This window comes from Catenulispora sp. EB89, assembly GCF_041261445.1.
In the GTDB taxonomy this organism is placed as follows: domain Bacteria; phylum Actinomycetota; class Actinomycetes; order Streptomycetales; family Catenulisporaceae; genus Catenulispora.
Map to the genome: position 1 here is coordinate 222,229 of NZ_JBGCCU010000018.1, position 23,065 is coordinate 245,293.

Consider the following 23,065-nt stretch of genomic DNA (forward strand, 5'->3'; position numbering starts at 1 on the left):
GGATCAGCCGATCCCGTCCCGTGATCGGGATGATTGCGCTGGCAACCGTCGGCGCCACGCTGGTGTCTGCCGGGCATCCGGCTGCCGCCGCCGCGCCGCGTTTGCCTTCGGTGCCGACGATGTCGGCCTCGCAGGGCGTGCGTGCGTTCGCCTACCAAGCCCCTCGGCTGTCTGCTCACTCCGTCGAGCAGCCCTATCAGGCCACGACGGTGTCATGGCCGGCTGCGTCCGTCGGAGTGGCTGATCTGACCCGAAGCCAGGCCCGGGCGGTTCCTGTCACCGGCATGCCGGTGTGGGTGCAGCAGGCCGGCAGCTCAGACGACAGTGTTCAGAATCCTGCTCAGAACCCTGCCAAGCTGACCGTGCGGATGACCAGCCATCAGGCCGCGATTGCCGCCGGTGTCACCGGTGTGGCGTTCACCGTCACACCGGACGGTCCCGTCCCGGCAGCATCGCGGGGCGCGCTGAGGATCGGCGTGAACTACGCCGGCTTCGAAGACGCCTACGGCGGGAACTATGGATCCCGGTTGCGGCTGGTCGAGCTGCCGGGCTGCGCGCTGACCACCCCACAGGTGCAAGCCTGCCGCACTGCGACCCCGTTGGCCGGTGCGCTCAACGATGTCAGCGCCCGCAGCGTATCGGCCCTGATGCCTGCCGGCCGTGTGAGCAGCTCGCCGATGGTGGTCGCGGCGACCAGCACGGCCGCCGGCGGCGACGGCGGCGGGTCGGCCGGCACGTACTCGGCCACCACTCTCAAGCCGTCCGGCTCGTGGGCAGCGGGCGGATCGACTGGCTCCTTCACCTACGACTACCCCATCAGCGTCCCGCCAGCCGCCTCGAAGCTGACCCCGACGGTCGGGCTGTCCTATGACTCAGGCACCGTGGACGGCCAGACCGCGGCGACCCAGGCGCAGGCTTCGTGGGCCGGCGACGGCTGGTCCACCGGACAGTCGTTCATCGAGCAGTCCTTCGCCGCTTGCTCCGACAGCCCGGAGGGCTCCGCCGCGCCCCAGTCAACCAGCGACGAGTGCTACGACGGACCGATCCTGACGCTCTCAATGAACGGCACGTCCACCGCGCTGGTGTGGGATTCGGGGAAGAAGACCTACAAGACCGAGAAAGACAACGGCGATGTGGTCACCCGAATAACCGGTTCGGACAACGGATCGGGAACGCACGACATGGACTACTGGAAGATCACCGACCGCACCGGTACGAGCTACTACTTCGGGCTCAATCACCTGCCCGGCTGGTCCGCGTCGGACGCCGCGACCGACTCGGTGGACTCGGTACCGGTGTTCTCCGCCCATGCCGGCGATCCGTGCTACGACGCTGACTGGGCGAATTCGGTCTGCACGATGGCCTACCGGTGGAACCTGGACTTCGTCACCGACATCCATGAGAACGCGATGGCCTACTACTACACTCAGGACACCAACGCCTACGGCGAGAACGGTGACACCACCAGCGCCACCAGCTACGTGCGGGACTCCCACCTCAGCCGCATCGACTACGGACTGACCGCGACCAACGCCTATTCGGTCAACGGCGGCCACGCGCCGGACCAGGTGGTGTATGCCACCGCCGACCGCTGCCTGTCGGGCACTTGTGACCCGCTGAACTCCGCGAACGCGAAGAACTGGCCGGACGTGCCGGAAGACCTGCAGTGCACGGCGAAGGCCACGTGCAAGGTGAACGGCCCGTCGTTCTACTCGACCGTGCGCCTGGTCGGCATCACAACCCGGCAGTGGACCGGGTCGGCATACGCGCAGGTGGATTCGTGGAGGCTCGATCAGTCCATGCCGGCGACCGGGGACGGCACGTCGCCGACGCTGTGGCTGTCGTCGATCACCCACACCGGCGCGGACACCACCGCGGGCGGCTCCTCGGTCACGTTGCCGAGCGTCAGCTTCACGCCGATCGACCTGCAGAACCGGGTGGCCACCCACGACGGACTGCCCATCCTGACCCGAAACCGGATCGCCGCGATCACCAACGAGAGCGGCGCGGTGATCGGCGTCGGGTACGAACAAGTCACCGCCTGTTCCTCGCCAGTGTCGATCACAGCGTCGTCGAACACGTCGTCGTGCTACCCGGTGTACTGGACGCCGTTCGGCTACCCCAAACCGATGCAGGACTGGTTCATCAAGTACCAGGTCCAGCAGGTCACCGTGGCCGACCCGACCGGTGGCGCCCCCGTGATGTCCACTGTGTACAAGTACCTCGGTGGTGGCGGATGGCACTACGACGACAACGAGGTCGTCAAGGCCAAGTACCGCACCTACGGGCAGTGGCGTGGCTTCGGTGATGTGCAGACCTTCACCGGCCAGGGCAACGACGCCCAGACCGAGGCCGAGACCACCTACTACCGAGGCATGTCCGACGACAACGACACCAACGACGTGACGTTGACCGACTCACAGGGCGGCAAACACGACGACCTCGACCGGCTGGCCGGGAAGACCTTGGAGACCACTGACTACGATTTCGCCGGCGGTTCGATTCTCGGCTCGACCATCGATTCCTACTGGGTGTCCGCGGCCGTCGCCACCCGCGCCCGAACCGGGCTGCCGACGTTGACGGCCAACGCTACCGGCCAGGTCGAGCAGTGGACCCGCACCGCGATCACCGACGGCCCGACCACGTGGCGCAAGACCGAAAGCGACACCGCCTACGACACCGGCACGTCTGACGCCACCTTTGGCGAACCGCTGGTCCAGTTCGCGCATGGCGACCTGGCCGACCCCACCCAGCAACGCTGCACGACCACCACGTACGCACCGGCCGACACGACCGCGAACCTCGTTGGCCTGGCATCCGAGGTCGAAGTCGACGCCGATCCCTGCGGTGGCACGAATCCGGCCGGCGCCACGGTTCCCACCGCGACGCAACTGAACGCGCTCACCGCGCCGGCATCGGTGAACCGACCCACTGACGTGGTGTCCGACACCCGCACCATCTACGACGACCCGGCGCTCGCGCAAACCTGGCCGCAACCGTCGACCCTGCCCACCAAAGCTGTCCCCACCAAGGGTGACGTGTCCGAAGTCCTGCAGGCCAACGGTTACACCGCGGGCGCGTTCACCTATCAGGTCAACAAGGCCGACACCTACGACACCATCGGGCGCCCGTTGGACTCGTTTGACCCGCTGGGGCGCGACACCCAGACCAGCTACACGACGACCAACGGCCTGACCACCGCCGTCAAGACCACCAACCCGCTCGGCCAGACCACCAGCCAGACCCTCGATCCACTACGCGGTGCGGCCACCGCCAGTACCGACCCGAACGGCATCACCACCACCACGCACTACGACGGACTGGGCCGGCTGATCGCGGTCTGGGAGTACGGCCGGCCGACCACCGCTCCGGCGAACTCGCTATTCGGTTACCAGGTCTCGCAGACTGCCCCGACGGTGGTCACCAGGAAGGTTATGAACGACCAAGAGCAGTACAACGCGGCGACCACGCTGTACGACGGGCTGCTGCGCGTTCGCCAGACTCAGCAGCCCACCCCGCAGGGCGGACGCCTGGTCACCGACACGTTCTACGACAGCCGTGGCTGGGTGGGCAAGAAGAACACCAACTGGTGGGATCCGACGACCACACCGGGCGCCACGCTGGTCACCGTGCCGGACTCCCAGGTGGACGACCAGGACGTGACCGCGTTCAACGGCTCGGGACAACCCGTCCTGGACACTTCGTACGACAGGTCTGCCATCCGATCGCAAACCGCGACGGCATACACAGGCGACAAAACAGTCACTGTGCCGCTGAACGCCACCGGCCAGCCGTTCGCCGGGGGTGCCGCGACCGCCACCGTCACCGACGCGCTGGGCCGCACTGTGGAGAAGGACGACTACACCACGCTCCCCACCGTCACGGTCACGGCCAGCGCGATCACCACTGTCGCGATCACCGGCGGCAGCACGCAGGCGACGCAGTATGTGTACAACACAGTAGGACAGCAGACCGACGTCAAGGACGTCACGACCGGCGAGGACTGGAGCTCCGGCTACAACCTGCTGGGCCAGACGGTCACCAAGACGGACCCCGACGCCGGCACATCCACGATGGCGTACGACCCGGCCGGCAACGTACTCCAGACAACCGACTCGCGGAACAAGACGATCTCGTTCACCTACGACGGCCTGAACCGCAAGACCGGTGAGTTCGACGCGCCGGTGCCCGGTCAGGTGCCTGACAACCAACTCATCGGCTGGGTCTACGACAACGCCAACAACGCCGTCGCCGGGATGAGCGATCCGATCGGCAAGCTCACGACCGCGACCAGCTATGTCGGTGCAAACGCCTACGTCGACCAGCAAAGCGGATTCAACGCCAACGGGGAATCCCTCGGCGAGACCATCACGATTCCCGCCGCCGAAGGCGCGCTGGCCGGGTCCTACGCGTTCACCCACACCTATACCAGCGGCACCGCCCTGCCCGACCACGACAGCTATCCGGCATCGCCCGGTGGCGGGGCACTGCCCGCCGAAACCGTCACCCACGCCTACGAGACCTCACTTGACCTACCCGTCGGGCCAGGCGGACTGGCCAGCTACAGCGACAATGCCGACTACACCCCCGACAGGCAGGTCGCCGAGCTCGAACTCGGCCTCAACCAGGGAGCTCACGCCGACCTGACCAACACCTACGACCCGCACACCCGCTCGCTCACCGACGCACAGGTCACCAACATCACGGTGTCCGCGACACCGCTGGACGACACCAGCTACTTCTACGACCCGGCAGGAAACCCCACCGACCAGACCGACAAACGCCTCACCGCCGGCACGGTCACCGCCGAAACCCAGTGTTTCGGTTACGACAGCCTCGACCGACTCACCCAGGCCTGGACCGCCACCGACAGTTGCGCCGCCGACCCCACCACAAACGACGGGGCCACCATCGGCGACGGCATCACCGGCAGCGCGTACTGGACCAGTTGGACCTTCGACCCCCTGGGCCAGCCCACCAAGCAGGTCAACCACGGCATCGCCGGCGCCCAGGACGCCGTTACCACCTACACCTACGGCACAACCCAACCCAACACTCTTACCGCCACCACCACGACCGGCCCAGCGGGCACATCGGCCACGAGCTACGGCGCCGACTCCGCAGGCAACACCACGACCCGCGACACATCCGCCAACGGTGATCAGAGCCTCACCTGGTCCGATGCCGGACAACTCACCTCCGTGGCCACCACGTCGGGCGCCTCCAGCTACATTTATGGCGCCAGCGGCACTCTGCTGCTCCAGAAGGATCTCGGCCGGACCACGCTCTACCTGCCGCAGGAAGAACTCCAACTCGACACCAGCACCGGCGCGATCACCGGCAACCGCTACTACGCCCTACCTGGCGGCGGCCAAGCCGTGCGCAGCGGTGCCGGCCCGAACTACAGCTTCGAGATCACCAACTCCCAGGGCACCGGGTTGCTGGTTCTCGACAGCACCCTGACCGTGCCGACCTGGCGACAGTTCACCGCCTACGGCGCGCCCCGCGGTGCCCTGTCGGCTACCTGGCCGGACAACAAGGGCTTCCTCAACGACCCCGACGATACGTCCACCGGCCTTACCAACATCGGTGCCCGATGGTACGACCCGGCCACCGGCCGATTCCTCTCCGTCGACCCGCTGTTCGAAGCCGACTCGTCGCAGGAGGAGAACGGCTACACCTACTCCGGCGACAATCCCATAGCCAAGAGCGACCCCACCGGCCTGCGTCCCGCCGACTGCTACGGTGCCTGCGAAACGTCCTACCTCAACGGCCTGCACTCGAACGGCGGCTACCGCGGCATGGGCGAAAGCGGCTACTCGGCCGGCTACCCGGGCTACTATTTCGGCGGCATCGTGAACAACTACCGCACCTGCGTGCTGTGCTTCGCACTAGTGGCACCTGCGCCGCCACCGCCCGCCGCGAAGGCCAATACCGGCTACCTGGAGGAGAATCCCGTCCTCTGCGGCAGGGTCGGCGGCGCGTACTGCGATCTGGTGCCGGTGAAGCCGATGAGCCTGCTGCCGAAGTTCGTGACGTCGAAGAACCTGCTGAATTTCGCCAAGCGTGCGACGCACGACATCTCGCAGTGGGATGGATACATCTCCACTGTCACAGCATTGATAGCAGGAGGCTGCATAGTCGTCGGCCCTGAGTGCAGTGCGGCGTTCGGGGAGGTATCCGGTAGCGCAGCACTCGACGGATCTCTGGCAGACCTGGCCAACCAAGGGCTCAACGGGCATTTCGACACTACCAGTACGGCATCCGACGTCGCCGGACTCCTCACGTTGGGTCTTAGTCGCACTGTGCCGGAGATAGCGGAGGAGTCCGAGCGGATGACTGTCGACGAAAGTATCGACAGGTATGCTGCCAAAATGGCGGATTTCACCGTTAATGTCGTTGTTTCGGGATCGATCGGGATCGCGCAGAGCATATACAGCATCAAGAACGACTGGTACGCGTTCTGATCCAGGGCCCGATTCCAATCCAAGTGTGTCACGAGCATGGATCGAAGCTGATGTGAACCGCCTCCCGGATTCAAAGCCCTGAGGCGTCGGTTCGGACCACAGGCTTCTGTTGCCTCAGGTCGTCATGGAGCGGCCGGCCAAGGGCTGGCCGCTCCACTCGTGCCCAGATCTGATCCGTTGCTTCCCGGCCGTTGTCAGGCCTTTGTTGTCAGGCGTCTGGGCACCGACCCCTGACAACCCTCCGGCAGTACAACGGGCCGAGTGACCTGTACCCGCGGGTCCGACCAACGGAGGAAACCATGGGGAAGCAAGATCGACGCCGCGGTATAGTTGCGTGCGATGGCCCGACAGCGGTCCCGATCGACACGACCACGCACCGTTCGCGGACGCCTCGGGGGCAGGGGAAGGCCGCATGACCGAGGCCACCGGCGTCCTGCTCGTCGACGAGCAGGACCTGATCCGAGCCGGTCTGGCCGCGCTTATCGACGCCGCGCCCGGACTGCGGGCGGTCGGACAAGCCTCGACCGGACAGGAAGCGGTGGCCCAGGCCGCCGCCCTCCATCCGGATGTTGTCCTGATGGATATCCATATGCCCGGCGTCGACGGCGCCGTCGCCACGGAACTGATTCTGACCGCCGCCGCCTCCAGGGGAGAGCGCTCCAGGGTCCTTATTCTCACCGCGTCCGACATGGACGAGTACGTCCGAGCCGCGCTCGGTGCCGGCGCATCCGGTTTCCTGCACAAACAGACCCACCCCGACCGGCTGCTCGCCGCTATCCGCGCCGTCGCCTCGGGCGACAAGGTGTTCTCCCCGGCTGTCGCCGGACGACTGGTCGAGGCTTACATCGGCCGACCGGTATCCGCTCGCCGAGCGTCCGCCGCCCTGGCCGCGTTGACACCCCGGGAGCTGGATGTCCTTCGGCACGTCGGCCGTGGCGCGACCAACACCGAAATCGCCGAGTACTTCATGATCAGCGAGTCCACCGTCAAGACTCATCTGAGCCGCACGCTGGCCAAACTCGGAGTCACGACAAGGGCTCAAGCCGTGGTGGTCGCCTACGAGACCGGCCTGATCGCTCCTGGGCCTGAGGCAGTCGACCAGCGCGCTCATGTGCCTGCCGATCGGGAGGACTCCCAGATCTCTGGCGACTGCGATGGCGCACACGGTAGCCATGGCCGTTCTGACGGTGTTGACCGCAGCCGTCTTCACGGAGGGCAGCGACTGGGCCGCGCTCGTGCGGTGTGAACGCGATCCAACGCCTCGTCCGGCTAGTCAGCGCGCATCAACAGCGTCGCCACGTGCGGGTGAGCGATCTGCCGACGGGCAGCTTCAACCAGGCCCGGCGTGCCTCGACCAGTTCGGTGACCGCGGTGGTTACGCGGCCCCGGTCGATGGTCGCGTCCACGGGGGGACGGCGGCGAGCGTCGAGCAGGACTGCCAAGGCCGGCACGTCGGGGAGTCGATCCGGAGGGGACCACCCCCGCGCCGTCGCCTCGTCGAGTACGGCGGCGACCTTGGTCACCAGGTCCTCATTCCAACCAGTGTATCCCTTGGTCAACTCCCGATTGTGCGACCGTGGGCGCCGCCGCGGGCCGTTGCGGGTGACGTCGATGTTCGCGAACTCGGCGCCACGCCACACCCTCCCCCAGAATCCCTGATGGCAATCGAGCGCCGCCTCGACAATCAGGTGCTCGAGATCGTGAGGCACGCCGCCCTTGGTCGTGGCCGTCGTCTCGATCATGGCTGCGTCAGCGCGCCGAGCACGGGCCAGGCACGCGCGGTCTGAAACATTGACGAATTCGACTGTGAGTGGAGTCTTCACGCGGACTCCTTTCATGCAACGCCGGTGACGAGACACCTTGCTCCACCCGCGACATTACCGCCGACGCCACGACCGCTGGTCATCGTTTTTCCGTCAAGGCTGTGGGGTCAGCCGACGGTGAGTGCGGCGGGTTGGTCGCAGTCGATGAGGCCAGGTGTCGCCTCTGTGATCACCAGTGGGTTGTTCCGCACGGACAGCAGCCCGCGGGTGATGACCCGGGCACCAGCCTGCGCGTAGACGTGCGGCGTGTGTGCCGGGGTGTAGTCCGCGGAGCTGCCGCCAGCGGACCGGTCGGCGCCGTCGCAGAACGCGGTCCCGATGATGGCGGTCTGGCCGCCGTTGACGGTGATGTAGCCCTTGTGCCTGGTCGCGCCGTCGTCGGTGGCGGCCGGGTCGACCATGCAGCCGTGCAGCCGGCCGCCCATGATCGTGCTGCTGCCACCGTTGATCTGGATCAGCGAGCCATGACACACGGCGGCCTGGCCGTTCTGGGACGCCGAGTCCAGGATCAGGTTGCGGAACTGGGTCATCGAGCCGGCGTCGTAGCGGATCGCGCATCCGGCGCCGGTCGGGGTGACGTAGAGGTCTGAGACTATCGTGGCGGTCATGTCCGTCAGCCAGAACATCGGTACGCCGCTGAGGGATTGTGAGTCCAGGAAACCGTGGCCGCCGAGGATGAAGGAGTCGGCACCGCCGATCTTGAATGCCGTGTTCTTACAGTTCTGGACGTGGAACTCCTTGAGCGTGACGCCTTCCCAGTTCACGCCGAGCATGACCGATTCGAAGTTCTTCCAGCCGCACTTCTCGAACGTGGACATGGCCAGTGCCGGGTAGACCTGGCCGGTCGGGGTGCGGGCCAGGAAGTCGCTGCCGCCGCTCTGGTTGCCTTCGAATTGGATGCCGCTGATCCGCATCGAGGTGAAGTTGCCGGTGCTCGGCCAGGTGAACAGCGGTCCGCTGCCGTGTTTGTAGACGCGGCAGTAGACGCTGTCCCAGCTCGACGTCGACTCGAATTCGCGCTCCACGCCGAACGCGAACAGGGACAGTCCTTTGTAAGCGGTGTAGGTATTGGACAGTTCGTATTCCTGGGCGTCCAGGATAAGGGTGGGTTTGTAGGTCTGGGCGGCTGCGTAGCCGAACGCGGCGGCGAAGGTCTGGTCGTCGGTGAAGCCGGCCTGCCGGAAGGACTCGACCGGCACGCCGTTGCCGATCGGGCTCGGAGCGGTCGCAGCGGCGGCATCGGTGCCGTCGAGCACGGTGGTAGCGGTCGCGCCGGCTGCTGTGGCGGCGCCGAGCAAGGTCCGTCGACGGATCGGTTCGGCCATGGCGTCCCTCGCTGTTTCAGGAGTTGGGGTAGATCTTGAAGACGACGCGGTCGCCTGCGGTGGTCGCGATTTCGTTGAGGCCCCACAGTTCGCCGGTCTTCGGCCAGTAGGACAGGCTCTCAAGCAGGGGTGGTGCCTCGGTCAGAACGTGCGGTGCCTGGTCCGGCAGTGCCTTGTGGATGCATCCGGGGCTGTCGGAGGTGGCGCCGGGGCAGAAGCCGGCGAGGTAGAAGGCGGTGCCGTCGGTCGCGGCACCCTGCATGTGCCAGATCGGGGACCGGAACGCTTCGGTGGCCTGCGTGTGTGTGCCGTCGTTGGTCAGCGGCAGCCCGGTCGCGGGGTCCAGTGGCCAGCGGATCACCCGGCCGCCGCCGGCCGAGGCGTTGTAGTACTCGCTCGTGACGAACGACGACCGGTCCGCGGCCAGGCTGATGGAGTTCAGGCACGGTGTGGTGCCGGCGGCCGGAACGCACGAGTGGGTGGTGGTGTAGTACTCGCCGATCATCGGCAGGGCGTAGGCGTTCCAGGCGGCGAAGGCGCCGTTCGCCGTGAGGCCGACGTCGCCCGCGTCGGTGCCACTGGTCTGCATCCGCCAGATGTGGTCGAGGCTGTAAACCTGTAGCTGCCGGCCGTTGGCGACGAACAGCAGATCGCCCAGCCACATCACGCCGTCGGCGTGGGTCGCGATGTCACCCGGGTCGTTGACGGAGCCCATGTTCGTGTAGTTCACCTGCCCGTTCTCCAGCACCGGCTTGACCAGCAGAAGGTGGTGGTAGAGCACGCCGGCGGAGGGCTTGGTGTAGTCGGCGATGCTGACCCGGGCGTAGGTGTCGGCCGCGAAGTGCCAGCTCGTCGCCACCAGCCGCTTACCGTCGACCAGGCCACTGGGCTCGGCATCACCGGAACCGGTGATGCCCTGCGGATACCAGTCCTTGGTGGTGTCGTCCTGGGTGTCCCAGCAGAAACCGGTCGGGTTGAGCGCCGGGGCGAGGTTGGTGGTGTGGCACAGCGGCCAGACGGCAGTCCGGCCAGGCGAGGTGGTGGTCAGCAGCGTGTCCAGCGCGACTTTCTGAATGCGCGGATCGGTCTCCAGTTGCGTGACCAGCCCGCCGAGTTGGCTGAAGCTCTGACCGGGATCAAGCGTGAATCCGGATGGGTCGACATGGGCGAACGGCGCGGCGGCCGGCATATCGCCGGAGGCAGCAGCTGATCCCAAACCAATGAGCATCGCCGCGGCACACGCTGCGGCGAACACGGCTGCCGGCAACACGCGGACGATTGGTGGTTTCATGACCACTCCACTTTCACTATTCGGGTCCCCGGTTCCCAGTACTGAACGAAAAGGTTCCGGGCAGGTCCGCACCGTCGCCGGACCCGATTCATCAACAATCGTCAGGCAGGACAGCCGCGCGGTCATCAGGCCTACGGTCGAGTCCAGTCGTCGACCTTCGCGGTAGCCGAACGGCTGCGGTGTCGACCAGAACGAGCGGTGGGTGGGTCGGCTGCCGCGGGGGTCGACACCAACGACGGGCTCGGCCGCCAGGTCACTGCGAACAACCAGCGTGCCGTGGCCTCAACGGCACGGTTGCCGGTACGGCAACCCGGGCAGGTACTGCCGCCAGAGCGCCGGGTTCAAAGAGCCCGCGGTCTTCGCGCACACCGTGGCGGCGACGGTCGCCGTGTCGATGTCTGTGACGTCGACCGTTCGGTCATCGCTGGCGGTGGCGATCGTGTGGGCGTCGGGGCTGAACGCGAGGCCGTCGATCGCCGCGGTGTGCCCGGTGATCGGGCCGCCGATCGCGAAGGCGTGGGCCGGATCAGTGGTGTTCCACAGCCGGACGGTGGCGTCGGCGCTGCTGCTGGCCAACGTGTGCCCGTCCGGGCTGAAAGCGACCGAGTACACGATGCCGGTGTGCCCGGTGAGCTGGCCGAGCGGCCGCGGCAGCGCCGGGTCGCGCACGTCCCACAGGCCGATGGCGTCGTTGTCGTTCGCCGTGGCCAGGGTGTGTCCGTCCGGGCTGAAGGCGACGTCCAGGACTCCGCCGACGTGTGTCGCGAGCGGTTGTCCGACCAGCACGGGGTGCGCGGGGTTGGCGACGTTCCACAACCTGACGGTGTCGTCGGCACTCGCGCTGGCCAGCAGGTTCCCGTCCGGGCTGAAAGCCACGGCCCACACGGCTTTGGTGTGGCCCGGCAGCGGTGAACCGATGCGCGTGGGGTGGGCTGGATCTGCCACGTTCCACAGTCGGATCCTCTGGTCGTGGCTGCCGCTGGCCAGTACCTTTCCGTCGGGGCTGAACGCCAAGCCCGAAACAATGTCGGTGTGGCCGGTCAGCGGTGGATCGAGCCGGGTCGCGTGGACCGGGTCGGTGACGTTCCACAGTCGGATCGTCTGGTCGTGACTGCCGCTGGCCAGCGTAAGCCCGTCGGGGCTGAACGCCAGGACGGCGATCGCGCCGGTGTGGCCGGTCAGTGGTGGTCCGACCGGTACCGGGCTTGCGGGGTTGGCCGTATTCCACAGCTGGATCGTGTTGTCCGAGCTGCCGCTGGCCAGCAGTTTCCCGTTGGGGCTGAAGGCGACGGCGTTGACGTAGCTGGCGTGGCTGACGAGCACCGCGGCGGGCAGGTTCCACAGTCGTACAGTGCGGTCCTGGCTGACGCTGGCCAGGGTGTGCCCGTCCGGGCTGAAGGCGAGCCAGAAGACGTAGTCGGTGTGTCCGACCAGGGGCTGGCCCAGAGGGATGGGGTCCGCCGGATCGGTCACGTCCCACAATCGGACGGTGTGGTCGGCTCCGGCGCTGGCCAGGACCTTTCCACCCGGGCTGAAAGCGACAGCGAAGACGGTGTCGGTATGTCCGGTCAGCGGTTTGCCGAGGAGTACGGGCTGCGCTGGATCGGCGATATCCCACAGCTGGACGTTGTGGTCACCGCCAGCGCTGGCCAGGATCTTCCCATCCGGGCTGAAGGCGACGGCGTAGACGGGTTGCGTGTAGCCGGTCAGAGAGCCGAGGTGGACGGGGTGCTCCGGGTTGGCCAGGTCCCACAGCTGGACGGTGTTGTCGTGGCCGGCGCCGGCCAGGATCCTCCCGTGGGGGCTGAACGTCGCCGAGGCGAACGCGTCGGTACTGGTCAGCGGTGACCCGAGTGAGACGGGGCGTGCCGGGTCGGCCACGTCCCACAGGTGGATGGTGTGGTCGTTGCCGGCACTGGCCAGGATGGTGCCGTCGGCACTGAACGCGACGGAGAACACGAAGCTGCCGTTCCCGGCTAGTGGCGGCCCGAGCGGGGTGGGGTGCGCAGGGTTGGCCACGCTCCACAGCCGGACGCTCTTGTCGCGGCCGGCGCTGGCCAGGACCTTTCCATTCGGGCTGAACGCCAGCCAGTAAACTCTCTCCGAATGGGCGTCGATCGGCGACGCCCACAGAGTCGGCTGCGGCGAAGCCGGATTCCACAGGCGGATTGTGTCGTCGTCCCCGGCACTGGCCAGGACGTGTCCATCGGGGCTATAAGCGGCCGCGTAGACGGTGCCGGTGTGTCCGGAAAGCACCCGAGACAACGGGGCCTGCTGGGTACCCAATAGGTCGGTGCCGGTTTGCTCGGTCGGGTGCATCTGATAGGAAGACAAGTCGAGCTGAGCGGCCAGGGAGACGTCGTTGTCGCGCAGCAAGGAAGCTTCACTGGCGAGGTCGCCCGCAGTGGCGACGTCCCGCTCGGAGCGCGCTGTGGTTCGCTGCTGGATTGCCACGGTCGCCGTGCCCGATGCCAGCAGGCTGAGTACCGCGAGCGCTGCTATCACGGTGGTACGCAGCCGGGCCGACCGCCTCTCGCGGCGCATGGACGCGGCCAGGAATCGCCGGAGCGTCGGGTCCGCCTCGGCCTCCTCGACGTGATGCCGCGCCCATTCAGTCTCGGTGGCCAGCCTGCCACCGCGGTGAAGAGCGCCCGGGTCGCGGCCGTCGCGCTCCCAAGCGTCCGCCGCGTCGTGCAGTTGCTGCTGGATCAGCAGCCCTGCGCGGTCTTCCTCGATCCAGCCGCGCAGCCGCGGCCAGGCGCGAAGCAGTGCCTCATGGGTCAGTTCGGCGCTGTCAGCGTCCACTGTGACCAGTCGGGCTTCCACGAAGGCATGCAGGATCGGCTGGTCATCGGGCTCCACCGCCTGGCGGGCGAGGGACTGCTTGGTGTCACCGGTCGCCGCGCCGAGCCGGACGAAGCGCAGCATCAGGCGCCGGGCCCGCTGTTGCTGCTCGTCTGACAGCTCGGCGTAAGCGGCTTCGGCGGTTTGCGCCAGCGCGAAGGTGATGCCGCCACATGCCTCATAGGCCGCCAGCGTCAGGGTATTGCCACGTCGGCGGCGCCAGGTCTCGCGCATGGCGTGCGATACCAGCGGGAGCACGTTGGCCTGCCCAGCGGCGTCGGCCACCACCCGGGTCTGCAACGCCGCCTCGACGGCACAGTCGACCGTCGCTGCCGGTCGCGTAATGGCGTTGCGCAGCTCCTCTGGACTCATCGGGCCTACCAACAGTTGCCCGTCCCGCAGCAGATTCACCAGCTCTGGGTGTTGTGCGCAGTGCGCGTAGAAGTCGGCCCGCAGCCCCAGAACAACGCGGGTACGGCTGTTCACGGCCCGGACCGCCGCTGCGAGTGCGGCGATGAACGCGGCGCGTTCGGCGTCACTGCCGCAGACCGTGAAAACCTCCTCGAACTGGTCGATCACCAGGAGCAGCTCGGCGTCTGGGCCCGCGCCCTGCAACGCCTGCGGCACGCTCAGATGCAGCGCGTCGGGATCGGTCTCCAGCTCGCGGGCCAGCCGCGGCGCCGAGCCGGCACCGAGGGCGGCGACCTGCGCAGCGCACTCCTTCAACGGATGCGGCCCGGGCGTGAACGTGACACACCGCCAGCACTCGCTTCCGGCCATGCCGGTGCCGACGCGAGCTTGCAAGCCGGCCCGCAGCAACGACGACTTGCCCGCCCCCGAGGCACCGAACACCGCGACGAACCGGCCGGTGCGAACCCGGGAAAGCAAATCCTCGGTCAGCTGCTCCCGGCCGAAGAACCGGTCGGCGTCCTCCGGCGCGTAGGCCGCGAGGCCCACATACGGGCACGCCCTTTCGCCGACATCCGCTGCCACCCGCTCGGCAGTGACGGCCGCCAACTCGGCAGCGACCTCGCGCCAGCGCTCTGCCCACTCTTCCGGGTCTCCACCGCACGCCCGCACGAAGGCCTCGGTCACCGCGAGACTGGGCAGTCGCCTCCCGCCAGCGGCGTCGGCCAGCGTCGTCGCCGAGAAGTGCGCCTGCCGGGCAAGCTCCCGATACGGCGGCCCGCCAGCCTTGCTCCGCAACCGACGCAACTCAGCGGCGAACTCGACCAGCGCCCCGCCCCCCGGCGGCAACGGCTGTTCCCCACGCGGCACGGCGCCACCTCTTTGAGTCAGTCACTCACCGGTGACACAGTGTACTGAGAAACATTCTCAGGATTTAGCCCTCCGGAGTCCAGTCAGACCGTCGTGAGACTGGCCGCGATGACGCAGATCCTTGACCCCTGGTGACTGGTAGGTCGCTAGCGAGTATGGCGAGCGGAGCGGTGGCAGTCTTCGACGATCCTCCCGAGGAGGAGACGGCGCGCTACTTCACGCGCGCTCGATGCGCCGGTGCTGCGGCATGTGGAATGAAGCGTGATCCGTGCGGGAGTTCTCGTATAGCCGCTCAAAATCATCGAAGGCCAACAGAAACTCCCTGGCATCCCCTAACGCCACGCGATTTCCAGGGAAGCCTTCAACCGGCAGTTGAGCAAGCTCACATCCAGTGTCGTGTCGTTCGGAACCCCGATCACCGCACCGTTGCAGGCGGAGCAGAAATCCCGCTTGCAGCAGGAAGAACGACCCGGACGCGGTTGGCGTCCTCGTCTGGTACCGGCTCGGCGCGCCGCGTGTCAGCCGCTAGCGCGGAGGCCGTTGCGTGCTGGCAGGCATTGTCCGGAATCTGTTGTCCGGTGACCGGCTCCCGACCCCGGACAACCGCAGCCCGCTAGGACTGGTGCTGCAAGCTCCGCCTTCGCCGGACAGACGCGGCCGGCGAAAACGGCGGCGGAATTCGTGCAGGAAAGGAGAACCCATGTCGATGACACCCACGTACTGGGCCGCGACGCTTGGGGTTCTCGCAAGCGTCCGCTGAGTCTCGGAGCTGCCAGGCCCGGCAAGCACAGCCATCTGATTCCCTATGGCGGCCCTCTCGCCGCGGGCAGTCACGACGAATGGAGACACCGACATGGTGAGTACGTCGAACTATTGGAAACGAGTGTGGTCACTGGCCGTGGCCGTGTTGGTGGTGGCCGTCGGGGTTGTGGCTACTCCGGGGCGGGCGGTCGCGGCTTCCTCGACGGGGCAGTTCCATGTTTTGTCGGTCAGTCCGGGTGGCAATCTGTTCCAGGACGCTTTCACTTCGAGTTGGAGCGGGTGGGAGTCGCTGGGTAACGACGGTGAAGCCCTTACCGGATCGCCGGGTATCGCGTACGACTCGGACAACGGCAGTTATCACGCGTTTGCGGTTGGCAAGTCCAGTGGGAACGTCTATCAGGTTACTTTCACGCCGGGTTCGGGCTGGGGTGATTGGCAGAATCTCGGCGGTGTGGTGCAGGGTGGGGTCAGTGCCGTGTTTGAAAACGGCACCTTCCACATCTTCTCTATCAGTCCTGGCGGCAACTTGTTCCAGGACACGTTCTCCAGCGGGTGGAGCGGGTGGGAGTCGCTGGGCAACGACGGTGAAGCCCTAACTGGATCGCCGGGTATCGCGTACGACTCGGACAACGGCAGTTATCACGCGTTTGCGGTTGGCAAGTCCAGTGGGAACGTCTATCAGGTCACTTTCACGCCGGGTTCGGGCTGGGGTGATTGGCAGAATCTCGGCGGTGTGGTGCAGGGTGGGGTCAGTGCCGTGTTTGAAAACGGCACCTTCCACATCTTCTCTATCAGTCCTGGCGGCAACTTGTTCCAGGACACGTTCTCCAGTGGATGGAGCGGGTGGCAGCTGCTGGGCAACGACAGTGAAGCCCTTACCGGATCGCCGGGCGTCGCCTACGACTCGGACAACAGCTCCTTCCATGCATTCGCCCAAGGCGCGAACTCCGGCGCGTTGTACCAGGTCACCTACACCCCTGGATCCGGTTGGGGTGACTGGCAGAACCTCGGTGGCGTCCTACAAGGCGGCTTCAACGCCGTCTACGTACCAGCAAACCCGGGCGAGACCATCGCCAGCATTGCGACGGCGCAGGTCGGATACACGGATTCACCCTCGGACACCTACTGCAACAAGTTCTCCTACTACTGGGGCGTCGGTAGCACGTCAGGGTGCGCATCCGGGACTCGCGCGGAGGAATGGTGCGCAGACTTCGCAGCCTGGGTGTGGCGGCAGGCGGGCGTCTCATTCACCTACGGCTTTGGTTCCGGAGACGTGAACGCCGGGGCGGTCAGCTTCTACCAGTGGGGCCAAGCGCACGGGACCTGGCATGCGATTGGTGGCGGCTACACACCGCAGCCCGGTGACGTAGCGGTCTACGGTTTGGACTCCAGCGGAACATCAGCTGCCCACGTCGCCGTCGTCACCAGTTACACGGCTGGGGACGCAGGTCCGAACGTCGTGAACGGCGACTACAACGACAGAGTCCGGGCCGGTACGGACCAGACCACCAACGGCGAGGGCGCCGGCCTCAGCGGCTATACATCCCCATGACCGGGCGACGCAGTGCTTGCCCATCCGCAGTGAACTGAACCGCCGGGAACGCGCCACACCATGAGTTGCAGCCAGGTCAGGATACGGGCTCTGGCTCGGTGTCAAGGCGGCACCTGCGGCGCGTACCCGGGACGATCCATGCGGCGCGTACGCGGAGCGATTCACCCCGCCGTTGTTACTGCCGCACTTGACCTTCGGTCAACTGAGGTCAGCGCCGATGTATAGAAAGTGCAGGTCACGGCATTGGCGCGGGAGCGGAGGCAGCTCCCGACCCGTACCCTGGCACCGCTGGGGGCCACGAATTGGCCCCCAAACATATCAAGGGCCTCAATCCGATCCTTCGGATTGAGGCCCTGACCTGCGACGTTACCGTCGGGCTGACAGGATTTGAACCTGCGACCCCTTGACCCCCAGTCAAGTGCGCTACCAAGCTGCGCTACAGCCCGCCGCCCGCACTAGGCGGGCAGGAAGACAATACCGCACCCGGGGCCTCCGAATCACATCGGTTAGTGGCGGCGCGCCGGGTGGGGCGGTCTGGTGGGGTGGGTGTCCTACTTCTTGCGGTCCTTGTTCTTCTGGCGGACCTTTACTGAGATCTGGATCGGGGAGCCGGTGAAGCCGAACTCTTCGCGGAGGCGGCGCTCGATGAAGCGGCGGTAGCCCGCTTCGATGAAGCCGCTGGCGAACAGGACGAACCTGGGGGGCCTGGTGGATGCCTGGGTGCCGAAGAGGATTCTTGGCTGCTTGCCGCCTCGGAGGGGGTGGGGGTGCTCCGCTACCAGGGTGCCGAGGAAGGCGTTCAGTTTGGCGGTGGGGACGCGGGTTTCCCAGCCTTCCAGGGCGGCTTCGAGGGCCGGGACGAGTTTGTCCACGTGGCGGCCTGTTTTTGCTGCCAGGTTGACGCGGGGGGCCCAGCGGACTTGGACCAGGTCTCGTTCGATTTCGCGTTCGAGGTAGAAGCGGCGTTCCTCGTCCATCAGGTCCCACTTGTTGTAGGCGATGACGAGGGCTCGGCCGGCTTCGGCGACCATGGTGATGATGCGGAGGTCCTGTTCGGTCAGGGAGTCGCTGGCGTCTACCAGGACTACCGCGACCTCTGCCTTTTCGATTGCTGCCTGGGTGCGGAGGCTGGCGTAGAAGTCGGCTCCGTAGGTTTGGTGGACGCGGCGGCGGATGCCTGCTGTGTCCACGAAGCGCCAGGTCTTGCCTCCGAGGTCGATCAGTTCGTCCACCGGGTCGCGGGTGGTGCCGGCGGTGGCGTCGACGACGACGCGCTCCTCGCCCGCCAGCTTGTTCAGTAGGGAGCTCTTGCCGACGTTGGGCTTGCCGACCAGGGCTACGCGGCGGGGGCCTCCTAGGAGCTCGCCGAAGCGGACCGCGGGGGTTTCCGGGAGGACGTCCAGGACGGCGTCCAGGAGGTCGCCGGAGCCGCGGCCGTGCAGGGCGGATACCGCGAAGGGCTCGCCGAGGCCCAGGTTCCACAGCGTCGCTGCTTCGGCCTCGGCGCGCTGGTCGTCCACCTTGTTCGCGGCGAGGATCACCGGCTTGCCGGCGCGGCGCAGGACGCGCACCACCGCCTCGTCGGTGTCCGTGATGCCGACGGTGGCGTCCACCACGAACATCACCGCGTCCGCGGCGTTGATGGCCGCCTCGGCCTGGAAGGCGACGGCCTTGGCCATGCCCTGCACGTCGCGCTCCCAGCCGCCGGTGTCGACCAGGGTGAAGCGGCGGCCGTTCCAGTGCGCGTCGTAGGACACCCGGTCGCGGGTGACGCCGGGTACGTCCTGCACGACTGCCTCGCGGCGGCCGAGGATGCGGTTGACCAGGGTGGACTTGCCCACGTTGGGGCGCCCGACCACGGCCAGGACCGGCAGGCGGACGCCTTCGCCCTCGCCCCGCTCCCACTCCTCCGAGTCGAGTCCTTCGGCGTAGGCCTCGTAGTCGAAGTCCTCGTCGAAGTACTCCTCGGCGGGGGCGGCGCTCGCGGCGCTCGGGTCGCCGGGAGTGTAGTCCTCGGTCTCGGGCTGCATCAGGGGGTCCTCATGTCTTGATCAATGCGTCGGGGAAAACGTTCGGTCGGCGGTTCCCCTGCTCAGGGGGGCCGCCGACCGGACAGGTCAGTTTTCGGGTCCGGGTCCGTCTCTAATTGTCGCGCCCGGTGAGCTGCTTGGCGTACTGCACGTGCGCCGCCAGGCGGACCCGCAGCTCCTCGCTGATGGCGGCGATCTTCTGCCGCCGGCCCAGGCCCTCGGACCCCTGGGACAACTCCTCCAGGCTCACCGGTGTTCCGTACACCAGGTCCAGGTGGGTGCGCGGGGTCGGCAGCGAGCCGACCGTCTTGCCGTTCGTGGCCGTGCCCAGGCACGCCACCGGCAGCACCGGGGCGCCGGTGGCCAGCGCGAAGTAGGCCAGGCCGTTGTGCACCGACTCGAACTCGCCGGTGGTGCGGGTGCCCTCCGGGAAGACGCCCAGCACGCCGCCGGAGCGCAGCGTCGCCAGCGCCGACTGGATCGCCGCGCGGTCCGGGTGGTCCCGGTCGATCGGGATCTGGCCGAACCCCAGAAGTATGGGGCCCAGCGGGCCGACGAACATCTCCTTTTTGACCAGGAAGTGCACCGGGCGGGGCGCGACGCCGGCGATCAGCGGGCCGTCCAGGAAGCCGGTGTGGTTGCCGGCCAGCAGCAGCGGGCCGTCGGTCGGGACGTTCGCGGTGTTGTGCTGGGTGACGTGCCACAGCGAGTGCATCAGCGGGACGCCGATGCGGTGCGCGCGCTTGGCGCCGCGGGCGCTGGGGGTGTGGTTGTGGGCGGCGGCCGAGTGGTCGTCGCGGTCGTGGCTCTGTCCCGGGCCCGGCCCGAGGCCCTGAGCCTGGCCTTGGCCTTGGCCCTGGCCCTGGCCCTGGACCCGGCCGCCGGTCGGGCCGGCGCCGGCCCGGGCGCGCGCCCGCCAGGGCACCGACGGTCGGTCGTGTGAATCGCGGAGAACCTTCATCTGGTGAGTCCCACCCCTTGGGAAGCGGCGTCAGGGGCGGGGCCCTGGGCCGCGTGGATGACGATGTCGGCGACCTTCTCGATCACCTGCTCCAGTGTCAGCTCGGTGGCGTCGACCACCACCGCCCCCGGCGCCGCTGCCAGCGCGTTGGTCCGGTTGTCGATGCTGTCCCGGCGGGTCAGAGCGTCGCGCGTGGCCGCCACGGTGCCGGCCCCGCCGCCGTTCTCGGTGTTGCGGCGGGCCGCGCGCGCGTCCTCGGACGCCGTCAGGAAGATCTTGGCCGTGGCCCGCGGGGCCACCACCGAGGCGATGTCCCGGCCCTCGACCACGATCCCGCCGATCCCGATGATCTCCCGCTGGAGCGCGATCAGCCGGGCCCGGACCTCGGGCACCGCGGCCACGGCGCTCACCGCGCCGGTGACGTCCGCCTCGCGGATCGCCACCGCCACGTCGTGCCCGTCCACGCTGATCGCCGGGGCGGCCGGATCGGTCCCGGACACCACGGCCGGCGCCCCGGCGTCGGCCGCGATCGCGGCGGCGTCGCCGAGGTCGACCTTGTTCTGGAGCATCCAGTACGTCATCGCCCGGTACTGCGCGCCGGTGTCCAGGTAGCGCAGCCCGAGACGCGCGGCGACCCCGCGCGACACGCTCGACTTGCCCGACCCGGAGGGGCCGTCGATGGCGACGACCGTTCGGGACAGGGCCTGCTGGCTGGGCAGCGACATGCGGGTGACTCCAAGTGAGGTGGTCGGCAGAGGCGAGACCTGCGGCGCATAAAGACTCACCAAGACTATCCGGTGGCGTGGCTCACGGGTTTCGCATTGGCCTGGAGGTCCCCGAAATTGATTGGGCGGGTCATCGGATATTCAGCGGCGGTTTCGGGCTGGGACTCGATGACGGGCGTCGATGACGGGGCGCGGACGGCGTCGGTGATGGCGTTGGTGGCGGCGTCAGTGGCGGCGTCGGTGGCGGTGCCGCGGCCGTCCGGGATCGCCAGATGTGTGATTGATCTCATCCCTCAGGGCACGACGACGTGCGAGATGCCGACCCCGCCCCGGGTGTCGGCGCCGTAGCGCTCGATCTCCTTCGTCAGGTCCAGCGGCAGGGTGAACGAACCCTCCGGCAGCTGCGCGTCGCCGACGCGGTCGGCGGGCACCAGCCACGACATCTCGAACTCCAGGCCGTCCGGGTCGTGCGCGTACAGCGCCTTCGTGGTCCCGTGGTCGCTGGCGCCGACCAGCGCGCCGTGCGTCTTGAGGATCTCCTCGAAGCGCGCCAGCTCCGTCAGCGTGTCCACCTCCCACGCCAGGTGGTACAGCCCCACGCGGGAGCGTCCGGCCTCCGAGGAGCCGGCCTGCGAGCCGATCGCGAACAGGCCCAGGTCGTGGTCGTTCGTCGAGCCCGGAGCGCGCAGGAACGCGGCGTTCGGGGCCTGCGTCAGCACCTCGAAGCCCAGCAGGTCGCGGTAGAACGCCACGCTGCGATCCAGCTCCCGGACGAACAGCACGGCGTGGTTGAGACGGGTCACAGGCATCGGTGAACTGCTTTCTTCCGGAACGGGCGACCTCCATCGTCTCCGGACGCTCTACACTGCCGCAAGCGCGGATCGGCTGCACGGCAGGACGACCTGGGGGAGTGCGTTGAGCGAGGGTGGACTGCCCGGGATGGGCCTGAAGCTCGGACCGGAAGTGCTGCGTGTCCCCGACGGCGTGTGGTACTCGGCCACCGGCGCCGACGGCCGCACGCTCGGCGTGCTGCGCTTCGACCCGGCCCGGGTCAAGGCGGCCGGCGGCGTGCCGCGCCTGGTCGAGCGGACCGTGGCGGCGCGCGGCGGACTGCTGCCGGGCACGCTGCCGGTGCTGGACCTGGTCGAGGACGCCGGCCTGATCTGGCTGATCACGCCGGTGGTGCCGGAATCCGCGGACGCCGCGCGGACGGTCGCGCTGCTGCTCGGCACGGCGCCGGTGTCGGCCCCCGGCGGCATCGTGAACGGCCACGGGACCCAGGAGCCTGCGAAGAAGGACCTGAAGGACGGCCTGCCCAGCCGCATCATCCGCACCTTCGTCGGGCTGGTGCTGGTCGGCGCGGTGCTCGGGGCCGCGGCGTTCGCGGCGGTGAAGCTGAAGGAGAAGAAGACCACGGCGCCGGTGCAGATCTCGAGCATCTCGGTGCACAACTTCGCCCCGGTGCAGCCGTCAGGGATCTGCGACACCTCGGTGGACATGGTCGCGGAGCTCACGACGAACGGCGGGACCGGGGTCGTGGACTACGAGTGGGACATCCCGGCGAAGAACCACACGACGCAGGCCGTCGCCGGGGCGGAGACGGTGAGCGGGAAGTCGCCGAAGGTGCATCTGGCGTGGCAGCTGAAGCTGGCCGGGAGCGGGACGGTGACCGCGACGTTCCGGATCACCGATCCCGGGGTGCTGGCGGCGGGGGCGGATGCGGCTAGTGCGGGGGATTTGAAGTATCAGTGTCCGTAGTTCGGTGCGGTTGGTGACGGGGCGGCGGGGCGGTGTGCGAGGTCACCAAAACCTAAGCGAAGCCGTAAGAATCGGCGCCCCTGCTTGATGTGTGGGTGTGGGTGGTTGGGGTGTGGTGGAGGGTTGTAGGGGCTTTTGACGGCTTCGCGGGGTTTTAGCTTGCCGTTTAACCCCAGAAGGCTATCAAGGCTCTGATGCTGTTTCGGAACCAGGTTGAGCGCGTGTTCCTGTTCTTCGAGACAGCGACGG

General features: G+C 67.6%; 14 protein-coding genes and 1 tRNA gene. 4 read left to right on the forward strand and 11 right to left on the reverse strand.

What is annotated here, in order from left to right:
* Nucleotides 1-29: 29 nt before the first annotated feature.
* Nucleotides 30-6,467 carry an RHS repeat-associated core domain-containing protein gene (locus ABH920_RS32630; protein ID WP_370353068.1) on the forward strand — a complete coding sequence of 2,146 codons (6,438 nt, stop codon included), beginning with the start codon at nt 30-32 and terminating at the stop codon, nt 6,465-6,467.
* Nucleotides 6,468-6,879: 412 nt separating this feature from the next.
* Entirely contained in the window at nt 6,880-7,713 is an 834-nt protein-coding gene (locus ABH920_RS32635; protein WP_370353069.1) for a response regulator, read from the forward strand.
* A 37-nt stretch (nt 7,714-7,750) separates the two neighbouring features.
* Here the strand turns inward: ABH920_RS32635 and ABH920_RS32640 are convergent, their stop codons facing one another.
* The 4 genes from ABH920_RS32640 to ABH920_RS32655 all read right to left on the reverse strand — a co-directional run bounded on the left by ABH920_RS32640 (nt 7,751) and on the right by ABH920_RS32655 (nt 15,028).
* Nucleotides 7,751-8,290 carry a hypothetical protein gene (locus ABH920_RS32640; RefSeq protein WP_370353070.1) on the reverse strand — a complete coding sequence of 180 codons (540 nt, stop codon included), beginning with the start codon at nt 8,288-8,290 and terminating at the stop codon, nt 7,751-7,753.
* Between the two features lie 107 nt (nt 8,291-8,397).
* On the reverse strand, nt 8,398-9,615 hold the full coding sequence (locus tag ABH920_RS32645; RefSeq protein WP_370353071.1) for a hypothetical protein: 1,218 nt from the start codon (nt 9,613-9,615) through the stop codon (nt 8,398-8,400).
* A 16-nt stretch (nt 9,616-9,631) separates the two neighbouring features.
* The gene (locus ABH920_RS32650) at nt 9,632-10,906 is read right to left on the reverse strand and encodes a hypothetical protein (RefSeq protein ID WP_370353072.1); all 1,275 of its coding nucleotides are present in this window, start codon (nt 10,904-10,906) and stop codon (nt 9,632-9,634) included.
* Between the two features lie 282 nt (nt 10,907-11,188).
* A complete protein-coding gene (locus ABH920_RS32655) occupies nt 11,189-15,028 on the reverse strand; it encodes a helix-turn-helix domain-containing protein (RefSeq protein WP_370353073.1) in 3,840 nt (1,279 codons plus the stop codon).
* Between the two features lie 853 nt (nt 15,029-15,881).
* On the opposite strand from ABH920_RS32655, the gene ABH920_RS32660 reads away from it, so the two are divergent.
* Nucleotides 15,882-17,342, forward strand: a complete 1,461-nt coding sequence (locus ABH920_RS32660) for a CHAP domain-containing protein (protein ID WP_370353074.1) — start codon at nt 15,882-15,884, stop codon at nt 17,340-17,342.
* Between the two features lie 372 nt (nt 17,343-17,714).
* Here the strand turns inward: ABH920_RS32660 and ABH920_RS32665 are convergent.
* From ABH920_RS32665 to ABH920_RS32690, 6 genes are all read right to left on the reverse strand, one after another.
* Nucleotides 17,715-17,788 (reverse strand) — tRNA-Pro (locus ABH920_RS32665).
* Nucleotides 17,789-17,893: 105 nt separating this feature from the next.
* Nucleotides 17,894-19,372 (reverse strand): ribosome biogenesis GTPase Der, encoded by a 1,479-nt coding sequence (gene der, locus ABH920_RS32670; protein ID WP_370353075.1) that lies wholly within the window; start codon nt 19,370-19,372, stop codon nt 17,894-17,896.
* A gap of 112 nt (nt 19,373-19,484) precedes the next feature.
* The gene (locus ABH920_RS32675; RefSeq protein WP_370353076.1) at nt 19,485-20,297 is read right to left on the reverse strand and encodes a lysophospholipid acyltransferase family protein; all 813 of its coding nucleotides are present in this window, start codon (nt 20,295-20,297) and stop codon (nt 19,485-19,487) included.
* Nucleotides 20,298-20,329: 32 nt separating this feature from the next.
* A complete protein-coding gene (gene cmk, locus ABH920_RS32680; RefSeq protein WP_370353077.1) occupies nt 20,330-21,058 on the reverse strand; it encodes a (d)CMP kinase in 729 nt (242 codons plus the stop codon).
* Nucleotides 21,059-21,123: 65 nt separating this feature from the next.
* Nucleotides 21,124-21,348 (reverse strand): hypothetical protein, encoded by a 225-nt coding sequence (locus tag ABH920_RS32685; RefSeq protein WP_370353078.1) that lies wholly within the window; start codon nt 21,346-21,348, stop codon nt 21,124-21,126.
* A gap of 3 nt (nt 21,349-21,351) precedes the next feature.
* Nucleotides 21,352-21,867 carry a VOC family protein gene (locus ABH920_RS32690; RefSeq protein WP_370353079.1) on the reverse strand — a complete coding sequence of 172 codons (516 nt, stop codon included), beginning with the start codon at nt 21,865-21,867 and terminating at the stop codon, nt 21,352-21,354.
* Nucleotides 21,868-21,973: 106 nt separating this feature from the next.
* On the opposite strand from ABH920_RS32690, the gene ABH920_RS32695 reads away from it, so the two are divergent.
* Complete coding sequence (locus ABH920_RS32695) at nt 21,974-22,816, forward strand: hypothetical protein (RefSeq protein ID WP_370353080.1); 843 nt, start codon at nt 21,974-21,976, stop codon at nt 22,814-22,816.
* On the opposite strand, the gene ABH920_RS32700 is transcribed toward ABH920_RS32695, so the two are convergent.
* A partial coding sequence (locus tag ABH920_RS32700; protein WP_370353081.1) for a hypothetical protein occupies nt 22,804-23,065 on the reverse strand: 262 nt, incomplete at its 5' end. The two genes, ABH920_RS32695 and ABH920_RS32700, sit on opposite strands and share 13 nt — an antisense overlap.